The following is a 21143-nucleotide window of genomic DNA, read 5'->3' as shown; positions in this document are numbered from 1 at the left end:
GGAGCAGATGACCGCAGCACCGCCCGCCGGGTCCGGCACCGCTGAGTCGCGCGCCGGGGTGTCCCGCCGCAGGGCGACCGGGCTTCTCCTCGGCGTCGCCCTGTTCGCGCTGCTCGCCGACCTGGCCACCAAGCAGCTCGCCCTCTCGTCGCTGACCGGCCGGGGCCCGGTGTCCGTGCTCGGCGGCACCGTCTACCTCACCCTCACCCGCAACAGCGGCGCGGCCTGGAGCATCGGCTCCGGCCACACCTGGGTCTTCCCGCTGGTCACCATCGGCGTGATCGCCTGGATCGGCTGGATGGCGCTGCGGCTGCGTTCGCTGCCCTGGGCCGTCTCGCTCGGCCTGGTGCTCGGTGGCGCGCTCGGCAACCTGACCGACCGGATCTTCCGGGCCCCCGGGCACTTCGTCGGCCATGTGGTCGACATGATCAGCCTCTTCGACCCGTACGGGCAGGTCTGGCCGGTGTTCAACCTGGCCGACAGCTCCCTGGTCTGCGGGGTGGTGCTGGCCGTGGTGCTGGAGCTGACCGGCCGGCAGCGCGACGGCAGCCGGGCCCGCGCCGGGTCGGCGGAGCAGGCGGACGTCACCGGGGCCGCCACCGGCGAGCAGCGGGAGCGGGCGTGACCTCCGTCTTCGCCGCCGGCGGCGACCAGCGGTCGCTGCCCGTCCCGGACGGTCTCGAGGGCCTGCGGCTGGACCAGGCCGTGTCCCGGCTGTTCGGGCTCTCCCGGACCGCCGCGGCGGCCCTGGTCGACGCCGGGGACGCGCTGGTCGACGGCGTCGTACGGCCCAACTCGCACAAGGTCAAGGCGGGTTCCTGGCTGGAGGTGACGCTGCCCGCGCCGGTCGCCCCGCCCACCGTGGTGCCGCAGGCCGTGCAGGGCCTGACCGTCGTCCACGCCGACGACGACATCGTGGTGGTGGACAAGCCGGTCGGGGTGGCCGCCCACCCGAGCCCCGGCTGGACCGGGCCGACCGTCATCGGCGGGCTGGCCGCGATCGGCCACCGGATCTCCACCAGCGGCGCCGCCGAGCGGCAGGGCGTGGTGCACCGGCTCGACGTGGGCACCACCGGGATCATGGTGGTGGCCAAGAGCGAGCAGGCGTACACCGCGTTGAAGCGGGCCTTCAAGTACCGCGAGGTGGAGAAGCGCTACCACGCCGTCGTGCAGGGCCACCCGGACCCGCTGCGCGGGACCATCGACGCGCCGATCGACCGGCACCCGCACCACGACTACCGCTGGGCGGTGGTCTCCGGCGGCAAGCCGAGCGTCACCCACTACGACACGCTGGAGGCGTTCCCGGCGGCCAGTCTGCTCGACGTCAGGCTGGAGACCGGGCGGACCCACCAGATCCGGGTGCACTTCTCCACCCTGCGGCACCCCTGCGTGGGCGACCTCACCTACGGCGCCGACCCGACCCTGGCGGCCCGCCTCGGGCTGGCCCGGCAGTGGCTGCACGCCCGCTCGCTGAGCTTCGTGCACCCGCAGACGGGCGAGGAGGTCACCTTCGTCAGCGACTACCCGGACGACCTGGCCCGGGCGCTGGAGATCCTCCGCGACTGACCCGCCCCATGGACCATCCGGACAGCACCCCACCCGCCGACGTACCGCCGCGCCCGACCCGGCGCGGACGGTCGCGGTCCGGCCCGCTCACCTGGATCGCGCTGGCCTGCGCGCTGGCGGTGCTGGTCGCCGCCGCCTGGGACCGCCGCCGGGAGCCGGTGGGCGACCGCACCGTCGGCGAGGTCACCCGGGTCGGGGTGGCCGACGGCGACGCCATCCCGGCCTACCTGCGCGCCAGCGCCGCCGAACTGGCCGCGCTGGCCGGGCCGGCCAGCCCCGGTCCGGGCGACTACGCCCTGGTCTCGTTCGCGTCGTACCTGACGCCGGCGCAGCTGGCCACCGCGCTCGGCGCGACCCCGGTCTCGGCGGTGGTCGCCCGGGTGCCGCTGTCCGGGCGGCAGACCGAGATCGTCCGGATCGCCACCCTGCGGGTCCCCGACGACGTGGTCGCCGGGATGGCCGAGGTGGCCGCCCGAAAGGACCGGGAGGCCGCCGACTACCGGTCGCGCGCCACCGCCCCGGCCGCCACCGCCGATCCCGAGCTGCGGCGGGTGTACGACACGGGCGCGACGGTCTCGGCCGAGGAGGCGGCCGCCTACCGGTCGGCCTGCGCCTGCGTCTACGCCGCGGTGGTCCGGGACGCCCCGGCGGCGCTGCGGGCCCTGGCCGCCCGCCCCGGCGTACGGGGGGTAGACCCGGCGCCGGAGGTGCGCCGCCTGGACCGCACGGTGTTCACGCCACCGCTGCCGGAGCAGGAGGATGTGGCCCGGCCGCCGGTCGACACCGGGCTGGCCGGGCCGACCCCGGGCGCCACCGGCGTGGGCGATACGTCGGAAGCCGCGCCGACGGTGCGCGGATCCGCACCGTCCTCCGGCGGCCCGGCGGCCGGTCCGGGACCCCCGATTCCCGCTCCCACCTCCTGAGACGTGCCGGCGACGGGTCGTCGGCCGATGCGACGGTGAGGAGGGCCACCGGGGGGATGTGCGCACCGGGGTGTGGTTTGAATAGGGTTTCGTTCGTAGCCTGTCAGGCGGAGATCGACGGCTGGGGAGGACGAAGCCTTGGACGGCAGCGAAACCGGCTGGGGTCGGCAGGCTGAGCCGGCACCGCGGTGGCGGGCGCTGCTCGACCGGGCCCGGCACGGCCCCCGCGGCGCGGAACAGATCGACGCCGACCACCGCCCCGCCGAGCCCCCACCCCCTGCCGAACCGCTGCCCCGGCGCACCGCCGGCACCGGCTGGACCGGCCGCGCGCAGGCCGTCGGGCGCCCCGCCGAGCCGCCGTACGGCGCCGAGCAGCCGCCCTACCGGGTCGAGGCGACCTACCGGGTGGAGCCGGCCCACCGACTCGAACCGGGATACGGCGGCGAGCCGGTGGGCCGGGCGGAGCCCCCGTACCGCGCCGAGCCGGACCACCGCTCCGAGCCCTCCTGGCGCGCTGAGCCGACGTACCGGGCCGAGCCGGAGTCGGGCCACCCGGGCGGCGCCGAACCGTCCTGGCGGGCCGAGCCGACGTACCGCGCCGAGCCGGAGCCGGGGCACCCGGGCGGCGCCGAGCCGTCCTGGCGGGCCGAGCCGACGTATCGCGCCGAGCCGGAGCCGGGCCAGCGGGACCCGGAGCCGCGCGGCCGGGCCACCGCCCCCGTCGAGCCCCGGTACGGGTTGCTGGAGCCCGGCCACCGGCCCGACCCGCCACCGGTGGAGTCCCGGTACGCGCTGCTGGACCGGGGCCGCTACCGGCCGGAGAACCACCAGCCGGCGGCGCCGGTCCCACCCGTCCCCGTGCAGCGGCCGCCAGCGGACGGCTACCCGGCCCGGGTCGAGCCGGCCCGGGTCGAGTGGCGGGCCCCGAAGCCGGAGGACGAGGTGGAGCGGGCCGTCGGCGTGCTCCGCCGCGAGCTGGGCCGCCCCCGGGTGCTCGCCTTCGCCAACCCCAAGGGCGGGGTGCACAAGACCACCGCGACCGTGCTCGCCGCGGCCACCGTGGGCAGCGTCCGCGGCCGTGGCGTGCTCGCCTGGGACGACAACGAGCTGCGTGGCACCCTCGGCCTGCGCGCCGGCAGCGCCCGGCACGCCCGGACCATCCGGCACCTGATCCACGATCTCGCCCAGATCGAGATCCTGGAGGGCGCCGCCCTGCTGGAGCACCTCGACGACTACCTGCGGCACGCCTCCGACGGCTCGTACGACGTGCTGGCCGGCGAGGAGAGCCCCCGGTTCGCCCAGCGGCTGGACCAGTTCACCGTCAAGCGGGTGCTGGAGCTGCTGCGGCGTACCCACGAGGTGGTCTGCGTGGACACCGGCAACAACGTGGAGAGCCCGAACTGGCGTACCGTCATGCAGGCCGCCGACCAGCTCGTGGTGACCACCGTGCCCCGCGAGGACGCCGCGTTCAGCGCCGACTGGATGCTCGACCTGCTGCACGAGGTGGGGATGGGCGAGCTGGCCGACAACGCGGTGACCCTGATCTCCTGCCCGACGCCGGGGCGCACCTCGATCCAGGATGACCTGGAACGGCACTTCGCCACCCGGACCCGGGCGGTCACCGTGGTGCCCTACGACCCGGCGCTGGAGACCGGCTCCTCGATCGACCACCACCAGCTCCAGGCGGAGACCCGGCAGGCGTGGCTGAAAGCCGCCGCGGTGATGCTGGAGCCGTTCGCCCGCTGACCGCCACCGCCGCCCCGCGCCGGCCCGCCGCCTGAGAGGATCACCGGGTGAGTCCGGACACCCCTGATCCCGAGCGGGCCGCCGACCGTCCCGGCGCGTCCGACGCCGCCGCCCGCCCGTCCGGCGGCCCGGAGCCTTCCCCCCGGCCCGACCCGGCCGGCGACCGGCCGGCCGGCACGTCCGACGCGGCCGGGCAGGCCGGCGCCGACCGGTCGTTCGCCGGGTCCGGCGCCGACGTGCCGGCCGACGGCGACGGGCGGGCGACGGCCGACGGCGGCCGGCCGGAAGGAGCCGACGCCGGGGTCGACGCGGCCGGGACCGCCGGGCGCGCCGATGGGGGCGAGATCCCCGAGTGGCCCGCCGGCCTGCCGGTGCCCGCCGGCACCCCGGTGACGGCACCGGGCGCGGACCCGCTCGCCGGGCACCCGGATGTGGTCGGCGCGGTGCCCGGGGGGACACCCGCCCGCGCCGGCGGCCGGCTCCGGGTGGTCGGGGCCACCCTGGTCGGCGTGGTCCTGCTGGCCGTGCTGGGCGCGCCCCTCGGGCTGCTCTGGGCGGGCGTGGCCCCCGGCACCCCGGTGCAGAAGACCGCCGAGGGGGCGATCTACGCCACCCCGCAGCCGGAGCAGCCGATCGCCGCGGACGGCTGGTTCAGCCTGCTCGGGCTCGGCTTCGGGGTGCTCGCCGCGGTCGCCCTGTGGCTCCTGGCCCGCCGCCGGCGCGGCCCGGCCGGGCTGCTCGCCGGGACGCTGGGCGGCCTCGGCGCCGCGGTGGTGGCCTGGCAGGTCGGCCGCCGGATCGGGCTCGGCACCTACCACCGGCTGCTGGCCACCGCGCCGGACGGGACGCTGTTCACCAAGCCGGCCGACCTGCGGGCCGGCGGGGTGGACTGGCTGTTCGGGCTGCTGCCCGTGCCGTACGGCAACCTGCTGCTGCCCGCGTTCGGCGCGGCCGTCACGTACACCCTGCTGGCCGGCTGGTCGCGGTGGCCGTCGCTGCGGCCGGAGCCGGAGCTGGACGGCGGCTGGCCGCCCGCCGGCCCGGAGGTCAGTTCGGCGCCGGGGGACCCGCCAGCTCGCTGAGCGGCACGGGCACCGCCCGGACCTCGCGCAGCAACGCCGTCTCGCGGTGGAGCAGCCGCAGCTCGGCCCGGAGCCGGGCGGCGGTGTCGTCGATGGCGAGCAGCCGCTGCCGGTCGGCGACGGTCAGCGCGGCGGTCGCGGCGACCAGGTGCGACAGCACCGTGGGGTCCTCCGGCAGCTGCTCGGAGATCTCCTGCGGGTCCGGCCGGACCAGGCCGAGATATTGCCGGAAGACCGAGATGACCCGGGCGGCCAGCAGGTCGGCCACCTCGTCGGTGCCGGCCGGCTCGGGCAGCCACTCCACCTCGGCGGTCAGGTACGGCGCGGCGCCCGCGTCGACGTCGGCGATGCGGAACCGCCGCCGGCCCACGGTGACGATGTCGAACCCGCCGTCGGCCAGCTCGGTGACCTGCCGCAGCTCCGCGGTGCAGCCCACCTCGTGCAGCGTGACCTGCCCGCCGCCGAGGGTCGGCTGGCCGGGCGGCCCGGCGGCGACCTCCCAGCCGGCCTGGATCGCCACCACCCCGAACTCCCGGGGTGCGCCCTCCGGCAACCCGATCAGGTGGCGCACCAGTGCCCGGTAGCGCTCCTCGAAGATGTGCAGCGGCAGGACCAGCCCGGGGAACAGGACCGTCCCGAGGGGAAACACCGGCAGCCGTGCGGTCACCCGTCCGAGCGTAGTCGGACCGGGCTCGATCCCGCGTGTCCCGGCTCACCGTCCCGGCCTGCGGGCGGCGCGGGTCGGCGCCGGGCCGGCGGCCTAGACTCGCAAGGGTGCTGAACCGGATCGACCTGCGCGGCGGCGCGCGTGACCCGCGCCGCCTGCTGCCCCGTGCCCAGCTCGACGTGTCGGTGGCCGTCGAGAGGATCCGCCCCCTGGTGGAGGCGGTCCGGGAGCATGGCTACCCGGCGATCCGGGAGGCCAGCGAACGGTTCGACGGTATCTCCCCGGAGCGCCTGCGGGTGCCGGTGGAGACGATCCGCGCGGCCGAGGACAGCCTCGACCCCCAGGTGCGCGCCGCCCTGCTGGAGTCGATCACCCGGGCCCGCAAGGTCCACGCCGACCAGCGCCGCGCCGACCACACCACCCAGGTGGTGCCGGGCGGCACGGTGACCGAGCGCTGGGTGCCGGTCGACCGGGTCGGCCTGTACGTGCCCGGCGGCCTGGCCATGTATCCGTCGACCGTGGTGATGAACGTGGTCCCCGCCCAGGCGGCCGGGGTGCGCTCGCTGGTGGTGGTGAGCCCGCCGCAGAAGGACAACGGCGGCCTGCCTGACCAGCGGGTCCTCGCGGCCTGCGCGCTGCTCGGCGTCGACGAGGTCTACGCGGTCGGCGGCGCCCAGGCGGTGGCCATGCTCGCCTACGGCGCTACCGTCGACCCGGACGGCGCCGAGCGCTGCACGCCGGTCGACATGATCACCGGTCCGGGCAACATCTGGGTCACCGCCGCGAAGCGGCTGCTGCGCGGCGTGGTTGGCATCGACGCCGAGGCCGGCCCGACCGAGATTGCCATCCTGGCCGACGACACCGCCGACCCGGCGCACGTCGCCGCCGACCTGATCAGCCAGGCCGAGCACGACCCTCTGGCGGCGAGCGTGCTGGTCACCCCGTCCGTGGCGCTCGCCGACGCGGTCGACGCGGAGCTGGCCCGGCAGGTGCCGGCGGCCAAGCACGCCGAGCGGATCGGCACCGCGCTGCGCGGGGAGCAGAGCGGGGTGGTCCTCGTCGACGACCTCGAGGCGGGGCTGCGGGTGGTCGACGCGTACGCGGCCGAGCACCTGGAGATCCAGACCGAGGACGCCCGTGAGTGGGCGATGCGGGTACGCAACGCCGGGGCGATCTTCGTCGGCGCGTGGTCGCCGGTGTCGCTCGGCGACTACTGCGCCGGTTCCAACCACGTGCTGCCCACCGGCGGCTGCGCCCGGCACTCGTCCGGCCTGTCGGTGCAGTCCTTCCTGCGCGGAGTCCACCTCGTGGAATACAGCCAGGAGGCGCTGCGCGAGGTGGCCCCGCACGTGGTCACCCTGGCCACCGTGGAGGACCTGCCGGCCCACGGCCAGGCGGTCAGCGCGCGCTTCCCGGGGGAGAGCTCGTGAGCGAGCGGAGCGAGCGAACCAGCAAGCTCAGCCCTTACCGGCCTCAGGCCGGCACCGAGCGAAGCGAGGTGGCGGCATGACCACGCTCGACGAGCTGCCGATCCGGGACGATCTGCGGGGCCTGCGGCCGTACGGCGCGCCGCAGCTCGACGTGCCCGTCCGGCTGAACACCAACGAGAACTCCTACCCCGTGCCCGAGCCGGTGGTGGACGCCATCGCCAAGGCCCTCGCGGCCGAGCTGCGCGACCTCAACCGCTACCCGGACCGGGACGCCGTGGCGCTCCGCGCCGACCTGGCGGCATACCTGGGCCACGGGCTCACCGTCGACCAGCTCTGGGCGGCCAACGGCTCCAACGAGATCCAGCAGCAGCTGCTCCAGGCGTTCGGCGGTCCCGGGCGGACCGCGCTCGGCTTCACCCCGGCGTACTCGATGCACCCGCTGCTCGCGCTCGGCACCGGCACCGGCTGGATCCCCGCCGCCCGCGGCGTCGACTTCGGCCTCACCGCGGCCGACGCGGTCGCCCAGGTCCGCGCGCACCGGCCCGACGTGGTCTTCCTCTGCTCGCCGAACAACCCGACCGGCACCGCGCTCGATCCGGCCGTGGTCGCCGCCGTGCTCGACGAGGCGCCCGGCATGGTGATCGTGGACGAGGCGTACGCCGAGTTCGCCCGGCCGGGCACGGTGAGCGCGCTGGCCGTGCTGCCCGACCACCCGCGGCTGGTGGTCACCCGGACCATGAGCAAGGCGTTCGGGTTCGCCGGCGGGCGGCTCGGCTACCTGGCCGCCGACCCGGCCGTGGTGCGGACGGTGCAGCTCGTCCGGCTGCCGTACCACCTCTCCGCGCTCACCCAGGCCGCCGCCCGGGCGGCCCTGGCGCACCGCGACGCGCTGCTCGGCACGGTCGCGGCGATCATGGAGCAGCGCGACCGGATCGTCGCCGAGCTGCGCGGCCGCGGCCACCGGGTCGCCGACAGCGACGCCAACTTCGTCCTCTTCGAGGTCGGCGGCGACCAGGCCGCGGCCTGGCGCACCTTGCTCGACGCCGGTGTGCTGGTCCGTGACGTCGGCCTGCCCGGCTGGCTGCGGGTCACCGCCGGCACCCCCGCCGAGACCGACGCCTTCCTGGCTGCGATGGAGAAGGTCCGTGAGCGCGAGGAGTGAGCCGCTCTTGCGAGCCCCGCAGTCGCGAACGAAAGGTTGCCCTGTATGAGCCGGACCGCCCGGGTGGAGCGGATCACCAAGGAGACCAAGGTCCTCGTCGAGATCGACCTCGACGGCACCGGCAAGGCCGACATCGAGACCGGCGTCGGCTTCTACGACCACATGCTCCACCAGATCGCCCGGCACGGCGGCTTCGACCTGACCGTGCACACCGTCGGCGACCTGGAGATCGACGCCCACCACACGATGGAGGACACCGCGCTCGCCCTGGGCGCCGCGGTCGACCAGGCGCTGGGCGACAAGGCCGGCATCCGGCGGTACGGCTCGGCGACCGTCCCTATGGACGAGGTCCTGGTCCGGGCCGCGGTCGACCTGTCCGGCCGGCCGTACGTGGTGCACGACGAGCCGCCGCTCGCGCCGTACATCGGGCCGGTCTACCCGACCAGCATGACCCGGCACATCTGGGAGTCGTTCGGCCAGGCGGCCCGGATCACCCTGCACGTGGACGTGCTGCGGGCGGCCCGCCCCGGCGGCCACCCGGACGCCCACCACGTGGTCGAGGCCCAGTTCAAGGCGGTCTCCCGCGCGTTGCGCGAGGCCACCGCCATCGACCCGCGCAACGCCGGGGCGATCCCGAGCACCAAGGGTGCGCTCTGATGAGCGCGAGGACGCGGCGGAGTACCGCAGTCGCGAATGAAGGGCGGATCTGATGGGGGCGGCGCTGCCGACGTTGCTGCTGATCCTGGCCGGGGTGCTGGTCGGCGGGACGTGGTCGCTGTACCGGCAGGGCGCGCCGCGCGGCGCGGTGCTGATCACGGGGCTGCTCGCCGCGCTGGCCACCGCCGGTGGGCTGCTCTGGCTGCTACCCGGGGAGGGCGCATGAGCGAGCGGATCATCGGGCGTAGCGGAGTGCCGGCATGAGCAAGCGGATCGTGGTGCTCGACTACGGCTCGGGCAACCTGCGGTCGGCCGAGCGCGCCCTGGCGCGGGCCGGTGCGGACGTCACCGTGACCGATGACCTGACCGCCGCCGCCGAGGCGGAGGGCCTGGTGGTGCCGGGCGTCGGCGCGTACGCCGCCTGCATGGCCGGGATCGAGGCGCTCGGCGCCGGCCCGGTCATCGCCGAGCGGGTCGCCGCCAGCCGTCCGGTGCTCGGCATCTGCGTGGGGATGCAGGTGCTCTTCGAGCACGGCGACGAGCACGGGGTGGTCACCAAGGGGCTCGGGCTGCTGCCCGGCGGGGTGACCCGGCTGCCCGCCGAGCGGTTGCCGCACATGGGCTGGAACACTGTCCACCCGCCGGCGGGCTCGGTGCTCTTCGCCGGGCTGCCGGCCGACGCCCGGTTCTACTTCGTCCACTCGTACGGGGTGACGGACGCCGCCGGGCTGGCCGCGGCGGGGGCGACGGTGACCACCGCCGAGCACGGGACCGAGTTCGTCGCGGCCGTGGAGCGGGGCCCACTGTCAGCGGCCCAGTTCCACCCGGAGAAGTCGGCCGACACCGGCGCCACGCTGCTCCGCAACTGGTTGGCGACACTGTGAGCGCGAGGAGTGAGCCGGGTTTGCGAGCCCCGCAGTCGCGAACCGAGCACGGCACTGTGGGCGCGCAGTCGCGGAACACGGTGACGCGGTGAGCAAGGAGCGGGCCCGCCGCCGGGAGGCCCGCCAGGCGCAACTGGAGGCCGAGCGCGCCGTCCGCCGCCGCCGGGTGGCGCGCCGGGAGCGGCGGCGGGCCCTGGTACGCCGGTTGACGCCGCAGCTGCGGCGCGGCCGCACGGGCCGGCTGAGGCGGCACACCCGGGGCGAGCGCGCGGCGATCGTGCTGCTCACCGGGGCGGCGCTGGCCGCCATCTGGAGTTTGGTGGACGACCTGGCGCTGCGGCTGGCGCTGGTCGTGTTGTTGCTGCTGGTCCTGCCGGCGATCGTGGTGCTCGCCCTGGACCGTCGTACCTGATGCGAGGAGAAGAACATTGAGCCTCACCCTGTTGCCCGCCGTGGACGTCGCCGACGGTCAGGCCGTCCGGCTCGTGCAGGGCGCCGCCGGCAGCGAGACCGCGTACGGCGATCCGCTGGAGGCGGCCCTCGCCTGGCAGTCCGACGGTGCCGAGTGGATCCACCTGGTCGACCTGGACGCCGCCTTCGGCCGGGGCTCGAACGCCCACCTGCTCGCCGAGGTGGTCCGGCAGCTCGATGTGAAGGTGGAGCTCTCCGGCGGCATCCGGGACGACGAGTCGCTGGAGGCGGCGCTGGGCACCGGGGCGGCCCGGGTCAACATCGGCACCGCCGCGCTGGAGGACCCGCAGTGGTGCGACCGGGTCTGCGGCGAGTACGGCGACCGGGTGGCGATCGGGCTGGACGTGCGCGGCCGTACCCTCTCCGCCCGGGGCTGGACCCGCGACGGCGGTGACCTGTGGGAGGTGCTGGAGCGGCTGGACAAGGCCGGCGCCTCCCGGTATGTGGTCACCGACATCACCAAGGACGGCACCATGCGCGGGCCGAACCTGGAGCTGCTGCGCGAGGTCTGCTCCCGCACCGACGCGCCGGTGATCGCCTCCGGTGGTGTCTCCACCCTGGACGACCTGCGCGCCCTGGCCGGCCTGGAGCCGGTGGGCGTGGAGGGCGTGATCGCCGGCAAGGCGCTCTACGCCGGGGCGTTCACCGTCGCCGAGGCGCTCGCCACGCTGCGGGCCGCGGCGTGACGTCCCCGGTCGTCACCCGCCTCGGCTCCGGCGGGCCGTGGGAGGCCCGGTTCGGCTACTCGCGGGTGGTGCGGGTCGGGAACCTGGCGATCACCGCCGGCTGCACCTCGACGGTGGACGGGCGGGTGGCGCACGTGGGGAACGCCGGGGCCCAGACCGCGCAGGCGCTGCGCATCGGCCTGGACGCACTCGCCGAGGTGGGTGTCGAGCCGGCCAACGTGATCCGGACCCGGATGTACGTGACGGACCGGAGTCACGCCGACGAGGTCGGGCGGGCGCACCACGCGGTGTTCGGGGCGGTCCGCCCGGTGGCGACGATGGTCGTGGTGGCCGGGCTGATCGACCCGGAGCAGTTGGTCGAGGTCGAGTTGGAGGCCTGGGTCCCGGAAGGCTGACCCGGCACGCTCTCCCCGCGGCTCAAGCGGCTGGAGGCGGCCGGTCTGGTGGTGCGTACCCGCTCGGCGCGGGACGAGCGCCGGGTCGAGGTGGGCCTCACCGCGCAGGGCCGGGCCCTGCGGCAGCGGATGGACGAGCTGCCCCGGCGGGTGGCCCGGGCCACGGCCTCACCGAGGCCGAGCTGGTCGCCCTGCGCGACACCCTCACCCGGGTCACCGAGACGATCCACCGACAGAAGGAGCAGTGACCACCATGCAGGTGCTCTACACCGCGTCCGCCCGGGCGACCGGGGACGGCCGGGACGGCCACGTCCGCACCTCGGACGGCACCCTCGACCTGAACCTGGCGATCCCCAAGGAGATGGGGGGCGCCGGCGGCGCGGCCAACCCGGAGCAGCTCTTCGCCGCCGGCTACGCGGCCTGCTTCCACTCCGCGCTGCGGCTCGTCGCGCGCCGGACCAGGGCGGACGTCTCCGGGTCGGTCGTCGAGGCCGAGGTGGGCATCGGCCCGAACGGCGGCGGTGGCTACGGCCTGACCGTCACCCTGCTGGTCGATCTGCCCGCCGTCGCGCGGGCCACTGCCGAGCAGCTCGTCGCGCAGGCCCACGAGGTCTGCCCGTACTCCGCCGCGACCCGGGGCAACGTCGCGGTCGCCCTCACCGTCCGGGAGACGCTATGAGCACCAACCGCGAGATCCACCTGGCCGCCCACCCGCAGGGCTGGCCCACCGCCGACAACTTCCGCCTCGTGGCGACCGAGGTGCCGACCCCGGGGCCGGGGCAGCTCGTGGTCCGCAACCGGTTCATGTCGGTCGACCCGTACATGCGCGGCCGGATGAACGACGTCAAGTCGTACGTGCCGCCGTTCGCGCTCGACGCCCCGCTCGACGGCGGCGCGGTCGGCGAGGTGGTGGCCAGCGCGGCCGACGGGTTCGCGCCCGGCGACACCGTGCTGCACGGCCTCGGCTGGCGCGAGTACGCGCTGGTCGACGCGAAGGCCGCCCGCCAGGTCGACCCGGACCTCGCCCCGGTGAGCGCCTACCTGGGTGTGCTCGGCATGACCGGGCTGACCGCGTACGCCGGCCTGCTCGACGTGGCCGCCATGAAGCCCGGCGAGACCGTCTTCGTCTCCGGCGCGGCCGGCGCGGTGGGCAGCATGGTCGGCCAGATCGCCAAGCTGCGCGGCGCGGCCCGGGTGGTCGGCAGCGCCGGCTCACCGGCCAAGGTCGAGCGGCTCCTGGGGCTCGGCTTCGACGCCGCCTTCGACTACCACGACGGCCCGGTGTACGACGCGCTCAGGGCCGCCGCGCCCGACGGCGTCGACGTGTACTTCGACAACGTCGGCGGCGAGCACCTGGAGGCCGCGATCGGGGCGATGAACCTGCACGGCCGGGCCGCCATCTGCGGCATGATCGCCCAGTACAACGCCACCGAGCCGCCCGCCGCGCCGCGCAACCTGGCGCTGCTGATCGGCAAGCGGCTCACCCTGCGCGGCTTCCTGGTCGGCGACCACGGCCACCTGCGCGGGCAGTTCGTCGAGGAGATGGCCGGCTGGCTGCGCGACGGGAAGATCGCGTACGACGAGACGGTGGTGGACGGCATCGAGAACGCCCCGGCGGCGTTCCTCGGCATGCTGCGCGGCGAGAACCTGGGCAAGATGCTCGTCCGGCTGTGACGCGGGGAGGGCCCCTGCTCACACCGTGGCCGGGCTCACAGGCGGGCGGCCGGTGGGGAAGGGTTGGATAGGCTCGCGACATGACGGTGGCGGTACGGGTGATCCCCTGTCTCGACGTGGACGCCGGACGGGTGGTCAAGGGGGTCAACTTCCTCGACCTGCGGGACGCCGGTGATCCGGTCGAGCTGGCGGCGGCGTACGACCGGGCCGGGGCGGACGAGCTGACCTTCCTCGACGTCACCGCGTCCGCCAGCGACCGGGGGACCATGCTCGACGTGGTCCGGCGCACCGCCGAGTCGGTCTTCATCCCGCTCACCGTCGGCGGCGGCGTACGCACGGTCGCCGACGTCGACACCCTGCTGCGCGCCGGCGCGGACAAGGTCGGGGTGAACACCGCCGCGATCGCCCGGCCGGAGCTGATCGCCGAGATCGCCGACCGGTTCGGCCGGCAGGTGCTGGTGCTCTCCCTCGACGTGCGGCGCGCGCCGGACGGCAGCACGCCGAGCGGCTTCGAGGTGACCACCCACGGCGGCCGCCGGGGCACCGGCCTCGACGCGGTCGAGTGGGCCCGGCGCGGCGCCGAACTGGGCGCGGGGGAGATCCTGCTCAACTCGATGGACGCCGATGGCACCAAGGCCGGCTTCGACCTGCCGCTGATCCAGGCCGTCCGGGAGACCGTCGACGTGCCGGTGATCGCCAGCGGTGGCGCCGGCGCGGTGGCGCACTTCCCCCCGGCGATCGGCGCGGGCGCCGACGCGGTGCTCGCGGCCAGCGTCTTCCACTTCGGCGAGCTGACCGTCGGCGAGGTCAAGGACGCCCTGCGCGTCGCCGGTCACCCGGTCCGCTGATCCGCCCGCCGGCTCCGCGCTGACCGGCCACCGACTCGCCGATCCGGCGGTGTCGCGCTGACCGGCCACCGGCTCGCCGATCCGGCGGTGTCGCTCGGGCCGGGACAAAGGCGAGGTTAGCGGCCCGGCACCGCGCCCCCGCCGGGCCCGCGAGCCGGTCGGGGAGAGGCGCTCAGGAGCGGCCGGAGTGGCCCTCGGGGGAGCGGCGCGGCATCGGGATCGACCGGACCACATACTCCTGGACGGCGGCGGCGTGGTCGTCCTCGTCGAGGCTCCAGTCGGACGTGCCCGGCGTGTGCCGGCGGGTCAGCACGCCCTGCACGCTGTCCACCGTGGTCCCCACCCCGGCGCTCGGCCGGGTGCGCCACAGCCGCTCGCCGTCCGGGGTGATCCGGAACCAGCCGTCGGTGACCGTGACCAGGCCCGCGCCGAGGAGCCGGCGGACCGCGCCCTCGACCTCGTGCCGCTCGGGGATGGCGCGGTTGAGGTGGTCGGCGGTGGAGAGGACGTCAGCGAGGCGGACGCCCTCCGGGCGCCGGGTGGTGGCCGCGCGGCGGTGCCGGCCGGCACCGCTCGCGATCACCAGCGAGACGAAGATCCAGGCGTCGGTCCAGCGCCATCCGTTCTCCCCCATGGACGAATGATGCCCGGCGTTGCCGGCGGAGAAAACACCCGGTTTCGACGCCGGCCGTTTACGCAGCTCAGCGCTGGTGCGGGCCGTCCCACCCGGTGGCCGTGAGCGGGCCCGGAGTGACGGTGCGGGGTGGACGCCGGATCACGCCGTCTCGCCGGCCGGGCGCGGCGTGCCGGCCGCTGACGGCGCCACGACGGACTCCGTGGGCTGCCGCGGGGGCACCGCGAAGAGCGGGATGAACAGTTGGGCGAGCGGCCCGATGGCGAGCGCGTACGCGACCGTGCCGACGCCGACCGTGCCGCCGAGCAGCCAGCCCAGCGCCAGCACGGTCACCTCGATGACGGTCCGCACCAGCCGGATCGAGCGGCCGGGACGGCGGGCGACGTATCCGGTCATCAGACCGTCGCGCGGGCCGGGGCCGAAGGCCGCCCCCAGGTAAAGCCCGGTGGCCGCGCCGTTGGCGACGATCCCGACGACCAGCAGGCCGATCCGGACCGGCAGGCCGCCGCCGGGTGGCAGCAGGGCCAGGGTGCCGTCCACCACCAGTCCGATCACCACCACGTTGCTGACCGTGCCAAGGCCGGGGCGTTGCCGCAGCGGGATCCAGAGCAGCAGCACGAGGGCGCCGACCGCGATGGTGACCGTGCCGAAGGAGAGCCCGGTCTGCCGGGCGAGGCCCTGGTGGAACACGTCCCACGGGTCGAGGCCGAGGTCGGACCGGATCATCAGGGCCATGCTGACGCCGTAGAGCGCGAGCCCGGCGTAGAGCTGGGTCAGCCGCCGGGCCGGCCGGTACCGGAAATTGCCAATCGGTGCCATGCATGCCACTCTAGGGGCCAATCTTTCCCACAACAGAGCCAATTTCGGAGGTGTGGCCATGACGAGTCAGGTGCGTGGCGTCCAATTGGCTCGGCTCCTCGGCCAGTGGCACGCACTGCCCGGCCGTCGGCGCAGCCCCGACTACGCCGCGCTCGCCGCCGCGGTCCGCGGCCTGCTCGCCGACGGCCGGCTCCCCCTGGGGGTACGCCTGCCCGCCGAGCGCGAGCTGGCCGAGGCGCTGCGGATCAGCCGCACCACGGTCACCGCCGCGTACCGGGAGCTGCGCGAGAGCGGCCACCTGGCCAGCCGCCGCGGGGCCGGCAGCTGGACCATGCTGCCCGGCACGCACCGGGTGGCCAGCACCGGGCTGTGGACCCCGCTGGACGACCGCGACATGATCGACCTCGGGGTGGCCGCGCTGGCCGCCCCGCCGCAGCTCGTCCCGGCCACCCGGGCGGCCGCCGAGGACCTGCCCCGCTACCTGTGCGGGGCCGGCTACCACCCGACCGGCATCATCGAGCTGCGCGAGGCGGTGGCTCGGGCGTACACCGAGCGGGGGCTGCCGACCAGCCCGGAGCAGATCATGGTCACCAGCGGCACCCAGCACGCGCTGGACCTGGTGCTGCGGCTGGCCCTGTCGCCCGGCGGCGGGGTGCTGGTGGAGTCCCCGACCTACCCCAACGCGCTCGCCGCGCTGTCGGCCCGCCGGGCCCGGATCAGCACCCACGGCCTCGCCACGGACGACGTCGGTTGGGACGCCGACCTGCTGCTGGGCAGCATCCGGCAGGCCCGGCCGAAGCTGGCCTACCTGATCCCCGAGTTCCAGAACCCGACCGGTCACCTGATGGCGACCGAGCTGCGCGAGCGGCTGGTCGGCGCGGCCCACGCCGCCGGGACCGACCTGGTGATCGACGAGTCCTTCGTGGACCTGCCGCTGGACGGCACGCCGCTGCCGCCGCCCGTGGCGACCTTCGACCGCCACTCCCGAGTGATCAGCATCGGCGGGATGAGCAAGCCGTACTGGGGCGGCCTGCGGATCGGCTGGGTCCGGGCGTCCGCGCCGCAGGTGCAGCGGCTGGCCGCCGCCCGGGTCGGCGTCGACATGGCCAGCCCGGTGCTCGACCAACTCGTCGCGGTGCACCTGCTCGCCGAGGCGGCCACCATCGTGGCGGCGCGGCGGGCGCAGCTCGCCGCGCAGCGGGACGCGCTGGTCGGCGCGCTGGCCGAGCGGCTGCCCGACTGGCGGGTCAGCGTGCCGCGCGGCGGCGTCACGCTCTGGGTCGAGCTGGACGGCCCGATCTCCAGCGCCCTGGCCCGGGCCGCCGAGGAGGTCGGCGTACGCCTGGCGCCCGGCCCCCGGTTCGGCCTGGACGGCACCCTGGAGCGGTTCCTGCGGCTGCCGTTCACGCTGCCCGCCGCCGACCTGGTGGAGGCCGTCGGCCGGCTCGCGGCGGTCCGCTACGACCTGGACCGCACCGGTCGCCCGCAGTGGCGGGAGCCGTCCGTCATCGCCTGAGCCGGGCGGGCTTGCCGGATGCCCCGCGCCGGGCATCGCCGCCGGGCAGACTCAAGCGGTGGCCAGCGGTAGGTCGAGGGGACTGTCCGATCGGTTCCAGATGGTCGCCGAGAGCGGCGGCGTGACCCGGCTGGAACTCTTCCTCGACCTTGTCTTCGTCTACGCCTTCCTCAACGTGATCAGCCTGGCCGCTGCCCGTCCCGACCTCTTCGGGATCGTGCGCGGTCTGCTGCTGCTCGCGCTGCTGTGGTGGTGCTGGGCCTCCTACGCCTGGCTCAGCAACTCCATCCGGTTGGACCGGGGGATCATGCCGATGGTCGCCTTCGGCCTCATCGCGATCATCTTCGTGGTGGGGGTGGCGATTCAGGAGGCATTCGTCGACCGGCCCGGTGGGCTGCCCGGCCCGCTCATCTTCGTGCTGGGCTACCTCGCCGCGCGGGCCGGCGCCCTGCTGGTCGCGATGCTCTTTGCCAGGTCCGACCCGGTCTCCCGGCGGCGGATCCGGCGCGGCTGGCTGCCCCTGGCCGGTGCCGCCCCGCTGCTGCTGCTCGCGGGGCTGCTGGCCAGCCGGTTGATCGACGTCGACATCCATCCGTGGGCCCGCCTGGGGCTGGTGCTCCTGGCGATCCTCATCGAGTACAGCGGTGGGGTGCTCACCGGCGCGGTGGGTGGGCGCGACATCCCGGTACGACACTGGGTCGAGCGGCATTCCCTGATCGTCATGGTCGCGTTCGGCGGGACCATCATCTCCGTCGGGGTCAGCCGGGGCATCGGCTCCACCAAACCGCTCACCTGGCCGCTGATCGTCGCCATCCTGCTCAGCATGAGCGTCGTGGGCGTGCTCTGGTGGACCTACTTCGACCTCGCCCGGTTCGCCGCCGAACTCGCCCTTGAACGGGTGTCCGGGGCGGCCCGGGTACGGCTCGCCCGCAACGCGTACACCTTCCTGCACCTGCCGATGATCGGCGGCCTGATCCTGCTCTCCCTCGGCCTCCGGAAGGCGGTGGGGGCCGTCGACGAATCGGCGCCGCTGCCCGGGCTGTCCCTGCTCGCCCTGTACGGCGGCGTGATCCTCTACCTGGTCGGGCTGCTCGCCTTCGAAGGGCGCACGATGCACATCGTGGGCCGCGGGCCGCTGCTCGGCCTCGTCCTGCTCGCCCTCGGCATACCGGCGGCGGCCCAGGTGCCGGCGCTGGCCGCGCTCGCGATTCTCGCCGGTCTGGTGGCCGTGCTCGTGCTCGCCGACCGTACCGTCTTCCGGGGCCGGCACGAGGTCCTGCACCGCGCGATCCAGCCCGCCGTCCAGCGGGCCGTCGGTGTCGCCCCGAAGGAACTCTTCTTCGATCTGGTCTTCGTCTACGCGTTCATCCAGGTCACCAGCCTGATCGCCGCCGACCCGACCTGGCACGGGCTGGTCCGCGGGCTGGCGGTGCTGGCCGTGCTCTGGTGGGCCTGGAACGTGTTCGCGTGGCTGTCCACCGCGCTGCGCACCGACGAGCCGGGAGCTCGCCTGGTTTACGTCGCCGTCGCGGCGAACATCCTCATCATCGCGATCACGATCCCGGTGGCGTTCTACGACCCGTCGCGGGTCGGGCTGTACGGGCCGCTGGTCTTCGCGACCTGCTACGGCGTCGTCCGGCTGCTGCACCTGGTCTCGTTCTGGGTGGTCGCGCGCGGCAATCCCGGCTTACGCCGCCAACTGCTGCTGCTCGCCCTCGCGGCCGGGCTGGCGGTGCTCCTGCTGCTGAGCGCCGCGCTGCTGCCCGAACTGGTCGGCGTGCCGGGACCCTACAGCCCGCTGCGGATCGCCCTGTGGCTGAGCGCCGTAGCCGTCGACTACGGCAGCCGGTACCTGGTGAACGTCAGCCAGTGGCGGATCAGTTCGGCCAGCCACTGGGCGGAGCGGTACGGCCTGATCGTCATCGTCGCGCTCGGCGAGGCGATCATCTCCACCGGACGTGCGGTGGCCGACACGCCGATATCCGCGCTGGTGGTGGTCGGGGCGGTCCTCGGCACGGCGCTGGTGGCGACGCTGTGGTGGGCGTACTTCGACGTCGACGCCATCGCCGGGGAACGCGCCGTGGAGGCCGCCGCGGGGGGCGACCGCAGTCGGCTGGCCGCCGACGCGTACACCCTTCTGCACCTGGTGATGGTGGCCGGCGTCGTGCTGGTCGCGCTCGGTCTGGGCCAGACGCTCGCGCTGGTGCACCGGAAGCCCGGGCTGGACATGGGGTTGGCCGCCCTGGCCCACTTCGCCCTCTACGGCGGGGTGATCCTCTATCTGATCGGCGATCAGGCCTTCTGGTGGCGGACCCAGCACAACATCCGGCGGATCCGCGGCATCACGACCCTGGTGTTCGTCGCGCTGGTCCCGCTGACCGCCCCGTTGCCCGGGCTGGTGGGTCTCGCGGTCCTCGTCGCCGTCTCGATCATCTTCTTGATCGTCGAAGCGGCGCGTACGGCGCAGCTCAGACGGGTGCTGCGCGAACCGCTGGTCTCCGAGACGGGTCCGTAGCGGGTGCCGGTGCACCTGGCCGCCCGGCACCCCGCATCCGGGTAGGACGGCGGGCGTCTGATCGCCGCCGGCCCCCGCGCCGACCTGCCTGGATCGCGGTCACCGGGCCCGGCGCGGCTGGGACACTGCGCAGGTGGCGAACCGAGGCGGCACCCGATGGGCGAGCGTGGTCCTGCCCGGCGCCCCGGGCTCCCGGGTGACGCGGCTGGAGCTCTTCTACGACCTGGTCTTCGTCTTCGCGTTCCTCACCGTCACCGGGCTGACCGCGAGCCGGCCCGGCTGGAACAGCCTGTTCCAGGCCCTGCTTGTGCTGGCGCTGCTCTGGTGGTGCTGGCAAGGGTTCGCCGGCCTCGGCAACCTGGTCCGCGCCGACCAGGGCGTGCTGCCGGTGGTCGGCTTCGTCATGGTGGCCGCCATCTTCCTGCTGGTGCTGAGCATCCCGAGCGCGTTCGTCGACCAGCCCGGCGGGTTCAACGGCCCGCTCGTCTTCGCCGTCTGCTACTTCCTGGTCCGCGCCCCGCAGCTCGCGGTCTTCGGCTGGGTGGCCCGGTCCGATCCGGCCCAGTTCCGGCTCTGGCTGCGGCTCGCCGCCCTGCCGGTGGTCGCCACGGCGCTGCTGGTCGCCGCCGGGCAGGTGCCGCCCCGGGTCACCTCCGGTGCCCTGGCGACCGGGCTGCAGCTCGGCCTCTGGGCGGCGGCCGTGCTGGTGGAGTACGTGGCGGGCATCATCCTGGGCGGCTCCTACTGGGTGGTGACCTCCGCCGGGCACTGGGCGGAGCGGCACGCCCTGATGGTCCTGCTCGCGCTCGGTGAGTCGATCATCGCGCTCGGGCTCGGCTCGAAGTTCGGCAACGCGCTGCCGCTGACCGGGCCGGTGATGACCACCGCGGTGCTCGGCATCGCGATCGCCGCGGTGCTCTGGTGGGCGTACTTCGACACCCTCGCGATCGGCATCGAGCACCGGCTGCACGTCGCCCGGGAGCCGGGTGCCCGGGCCCGGCTGGCCCGGAACGCATACACCTACCTGCACCTGCCCATGGTCGCCGGAGTCATCTTCTTCGCCCTCGGGCTCAAGGACCTGCTCGCCGAGTCGGCGTCGCCCAGCACGCCGCCCTGGGGCGAGGCCATCGGCGCCTTCTGGATCACCGTCCTCTACGGCGGGGTCGCCGTCTACCTGCTCAGCCTCGCGGCCTGCGTGCTGCTGGCGCTGCGCACCGTGCGCTGGCCGCTGCTGGTGGCGGTGGTGGCGATCGTCGCGGTGGCGCCGGCGGCGGCCAGGCTGCCGGAGCTGGTGGCGGTGGTGCTGCTGTCGGTGCTCTGCGTGGCCGCCGTCGTCGTCGAGACGCTGCGCGAGGACGGCCGGCGGCGCCAGATCCGGCAGCTCGCGCTGGAGGAGGAGGTCGCCGCCGAAGCGGAGCGGAGCCGGTGGCGCCAGCACCACCTGTGACCGTCGTGGCCGACCGCCGGA

Annotated in this window: 22 protein-coding genes and 1 pseudogene; 20 read left to right on the top strand and 3 right to left on the bottom strand. The window is 75.0% G+C overall.

Going from position 1 to position 21143, the window contains the following annotated elements; all coding sequences use genetic code 11:
• The first annotated feature begins 7 nt into the window (after positions 1-7).
• The 5 genes from lspA (at position 8) to ACY34I_RS04085 (ending at position 5317) form a co-directional block, all read left to right on the top strand.
• Positions 8-625, top strand: coding sequence for a signal peptidase II (lspA, locus tag ACY34I_RS04105; protein ID WP_462752595.1), 618 nt, complete (start codon positions 8-10; stop codon positions 623-625).
• The gene (locus tag ACY34I_RS04100) at positions 622-1566 is read left to right on the top strand and encodes an RluA family pseudouridine synthase (protein ID WP_462752593.1); all 945 of its coding nucleotides are present in this window, start codon (positions 622-624) and stop codon (positions 1564-1566) included. Before lspA ends, ACY34I_RS04100 begins: the two co-directional genes overlap by 4 nt.
• An 8-nt stretch (positions 1567-1574) precedes the next feature.
• Positions 1575-2489, top strand: coding sequence for a hypothetical protein (locus ACY34I_RS04095; protein WP_462752591.1), 915 nt, complete (start codon positions 1575-1577; stop codon positions 2487-2489).
• 138 nt (positions 2490-2627) lie between these two features.
• Positions 2628-4235 (top strand): MinD/ParA family ATP-binding protein, encoded by a 1608-nt coding sequence (locus ACY34I_RS04090; RefSeq protein ID WP_462752589.1) that lies wholly within the window; start codon positions 2628-2630, stop codon positions 4233-4235.
• A 344-nt stretch (positions 4236-4579) separates the two neighbouring features.
• Entirely contained in the window at positions 4580-5317 is a 738-nt protein-coding gene (locus ACY34I_RS04085) for a DUF2567 domain-containing protein (protein ID WP_462752979.1), read from the top strand.
• Here ACY34I_RS04085 and ACY34I_RS04080 read toward each other — a convergent pair.
• Entirely contained in the window at positions 5283-5984 is a 702-nt protein-coding gene (locus tag ACY34I_RS04080) for an LON peptidase substrate-binding domain-containing protein (RefSeq protein WP_462752587.1), read from the bottom strand. The genes ACY34I_RS04085 and ACY34I_RS04080 overlap by 35 nt on opposite strands.
• 107 nt (positions 5985-6091) lie before the next feature.
• Here ACY34I_RS04080 and hisD point away from each other — a divergent pair, with 107 nt between their 5' ends.
• The 12 genes and pseudogenes from hisD (at position 6092) to hisF (ending at position 14191) form a co-directional block, all read left to right on the top strand.
• Entirely contained in the window at positions 6092-7414 is a 1323-nt protein-coding gene (gene hisD / locus ACY34I_RS04075; protein ID WP_462752585.1) for a histidinol dehydrogenase, read from the top strand.
• A gap of 76 nt (positions 7415-7490) precedes the next feature.
• Entirely contained in the window at positions 7491-8576 is a 1086-nt protein-coding gene (locus ACY34I_RS04070; RefSeq protein ID WP_462752583.1) for a histidinol-phosphate transaminase, read from the top strand.
• 45 nt (positions 8577-8621) lie between these two features.
• Complete coding sequence (gene hisB / locus ACY34I_RS04065) at positions 8622-9233, top strand: imidazoleglycerol-phosphate dehydratase HisB (protein ID WP_462752581.1); 612 nt, start codon at positions 8622-8624, stop codon at positions 9231-9233.
• Positions 9234-9285: 52 nt separating this feature from the next.
• Positions 9286-9459: a hypothetical protein gene (locus ACY34I_RS04060; protein ID WP_462752579.1), complete on the top strand. Its 174-nt coding sequence runs from the start codon at positions 9286-9288 to the stop codon at positions 9457-9459.
• 34 nt (positions 9460-9493) lie between these two features.
• Positions 9494-10117, top strand: coding sequence for an imidazole glycerol phosphate synthase subunit HisH (hisH, locus tag ACY34I_RS04055; RefSeq protein WP_462752577.1), 624 nt, complete (start codon positions 9494-9496; stop codon positions 10115-10117).
• Positions 10118-10205: 88 nt separating this feature from the next.
• The gene (locus tag ACY34I_RS04050) at positions 10206-10529 is read left to right on the top strand and encodes a hypothetical protein (protein WP_148796600.1); all 324 of its coding nucleotides are present in this window, start codon (positions 10206-10208) and stop codon (positions 10527-10529) included.
• Between the two features lie 16 nt (positions 10530-10545).
• Entirely contained in the window at positions 10546-11274 is a 729-nt protein-coding gene (gene priA / locus ACY34I_RS04045) for a bifunctional 1-(5-phosphoribosyl)-5-((5-phosphoribosylamino)methylideneamino)imidazole-4-carboxamide isomerase/phosphoribosylanthranilate isomerase PriA (protein ID WP_462752575.1), read from the top strand.
• Positions 11271-11669 carry a RidA family protein gene (locus tag ACY34I_RS04040; protein WP_462752573.1) on the top strand — a complete coding sequence of 133 codons (399 nt, stop codon included), beginning with the start codon at positions 11271-11273 and terminating at the stop codon, positions 11667-11669. Before priA ends, ACY34I_RS04040 begins: the two co-directional genes overlap by 4 nt.
• 3 nt (positions 11670-11672) lie before the next feature.
• Positions 11673-11917: pseudogene (locus ACY34I_RS04035) on the top strand (MarR family winged helix-turn-helix transcriptional regulator); the annotation flags it as partial.
• Between the two features lie 5 nt (positions 11918-11922).
• Positions 11923-12348 carry an organic hydroperoxide resistance protein gene (locus ACY34I_RS04030; RefSeq protein ID WP_462752977.1) on the top strand — a complete coding sequence of 142 codons (426 nt, stop codon included), beginning with the start codon at positions 11923-11925 and terminating at the stop codon, positions 12346-12348.
• A complete protein-coding gene (locus ACY34I_RS04025) occupies positions 12345-13343 on the top strand; it encodes an NADP-dependent oxidoreductase (RefSeq protein ID WP_462752571.1) in 999 nt (332 codons plus the stop codon). The genes ACY34I_RS04030 and ACY34I_RS04025 overlap by 4 nt, the downstream gene beginning before the upstream one ends.
• Before the next feature lie 80 nt (positions 13344-13423).
• Positions 13424-14191 carry an imidazole glycerol phosphate synthase subunit HisF gene (hisF, locus tag ACY34I_RS04020; RefSeq protein WP_462752569.1) on the top strand — a complete coding sequence of 256 codons (768 nt, stop codon included), beginning with the start codon at positions 13424-13426 and terminating at the stop codon, positions 14189-14191.
• Between the two features lie 172 nt (positions 14192-14363).
• On the opposite strand, the gene ACY34I_RS04015 is transcribed toward hisF, so the two are convergent.
• Entirely contained in the window at positions 14364-14825 is a 462-nt protein-coding gene (locus ACY34I_RS04015) for a hypothetical protein (protein ID WP_148796612.1), read from the bottom strand.
• 141 nt (positions 14826-14966) lie between these two features.
• Positions 14967-15644: a membrane protein YczE gene (gene yczE, locus ACY34I_RS04010; RefSeq protein ID WP_462752567.1), complete on the bottom strand. Its 678-nt coding sequence runs from the start codon at positions 15642-15644 to the stop codon at positions 14967-14969.
• 58 nt (positions 15645-15702) lie between these two features.
• On the opposite strand from yczE, the gene yczR reads away from it, so the two are divergent.
• From yczR to ACY34I_RS03995, 3 genes are all read left to right on the top strand, one after another.
• A complete protein-coding gene (gene yczR, locus ACY34I_RS04005; protein ID WP_462752565.1) occupies positions 15703-17160 on the top strand; it encodes a MocR-like transcription factor YczR in 1458 nt (485 codons plus the stop codon).
• A 58-nt stretch (positions 17161-17218) separates the two neighbouring features.
• Complete coding sequence (locus ACY34I_RS04000) at positions 17219-19675, top strand: low temperature requirement protein A (RefSeq protein ID WP_462752563.1); 2457 nt, start codon at positions 17219-17221, stop codon at positions 19673-19675.
• A gap of 133 nt (positions 19676-19808) precedes the next feature.
• Complete coding sequence (locus ACY34I_RS03995; protein WP_462752561.1) at positions 19809-21122, top strand: low temperature requirement protein A; 1314 nt, start codon at positions 19809-19811, stop codon at positions 21120-21122.
• The last annotated feature ends 21 nt before the right edge of the window (positions 21123-21143 follow it).

The organism is Micromonospora sp. RTBAU3-60, assembly GCF_054963695.1.
This window is presented reverse-complemented; position numbering and strand designations above follow the sequence as displayed.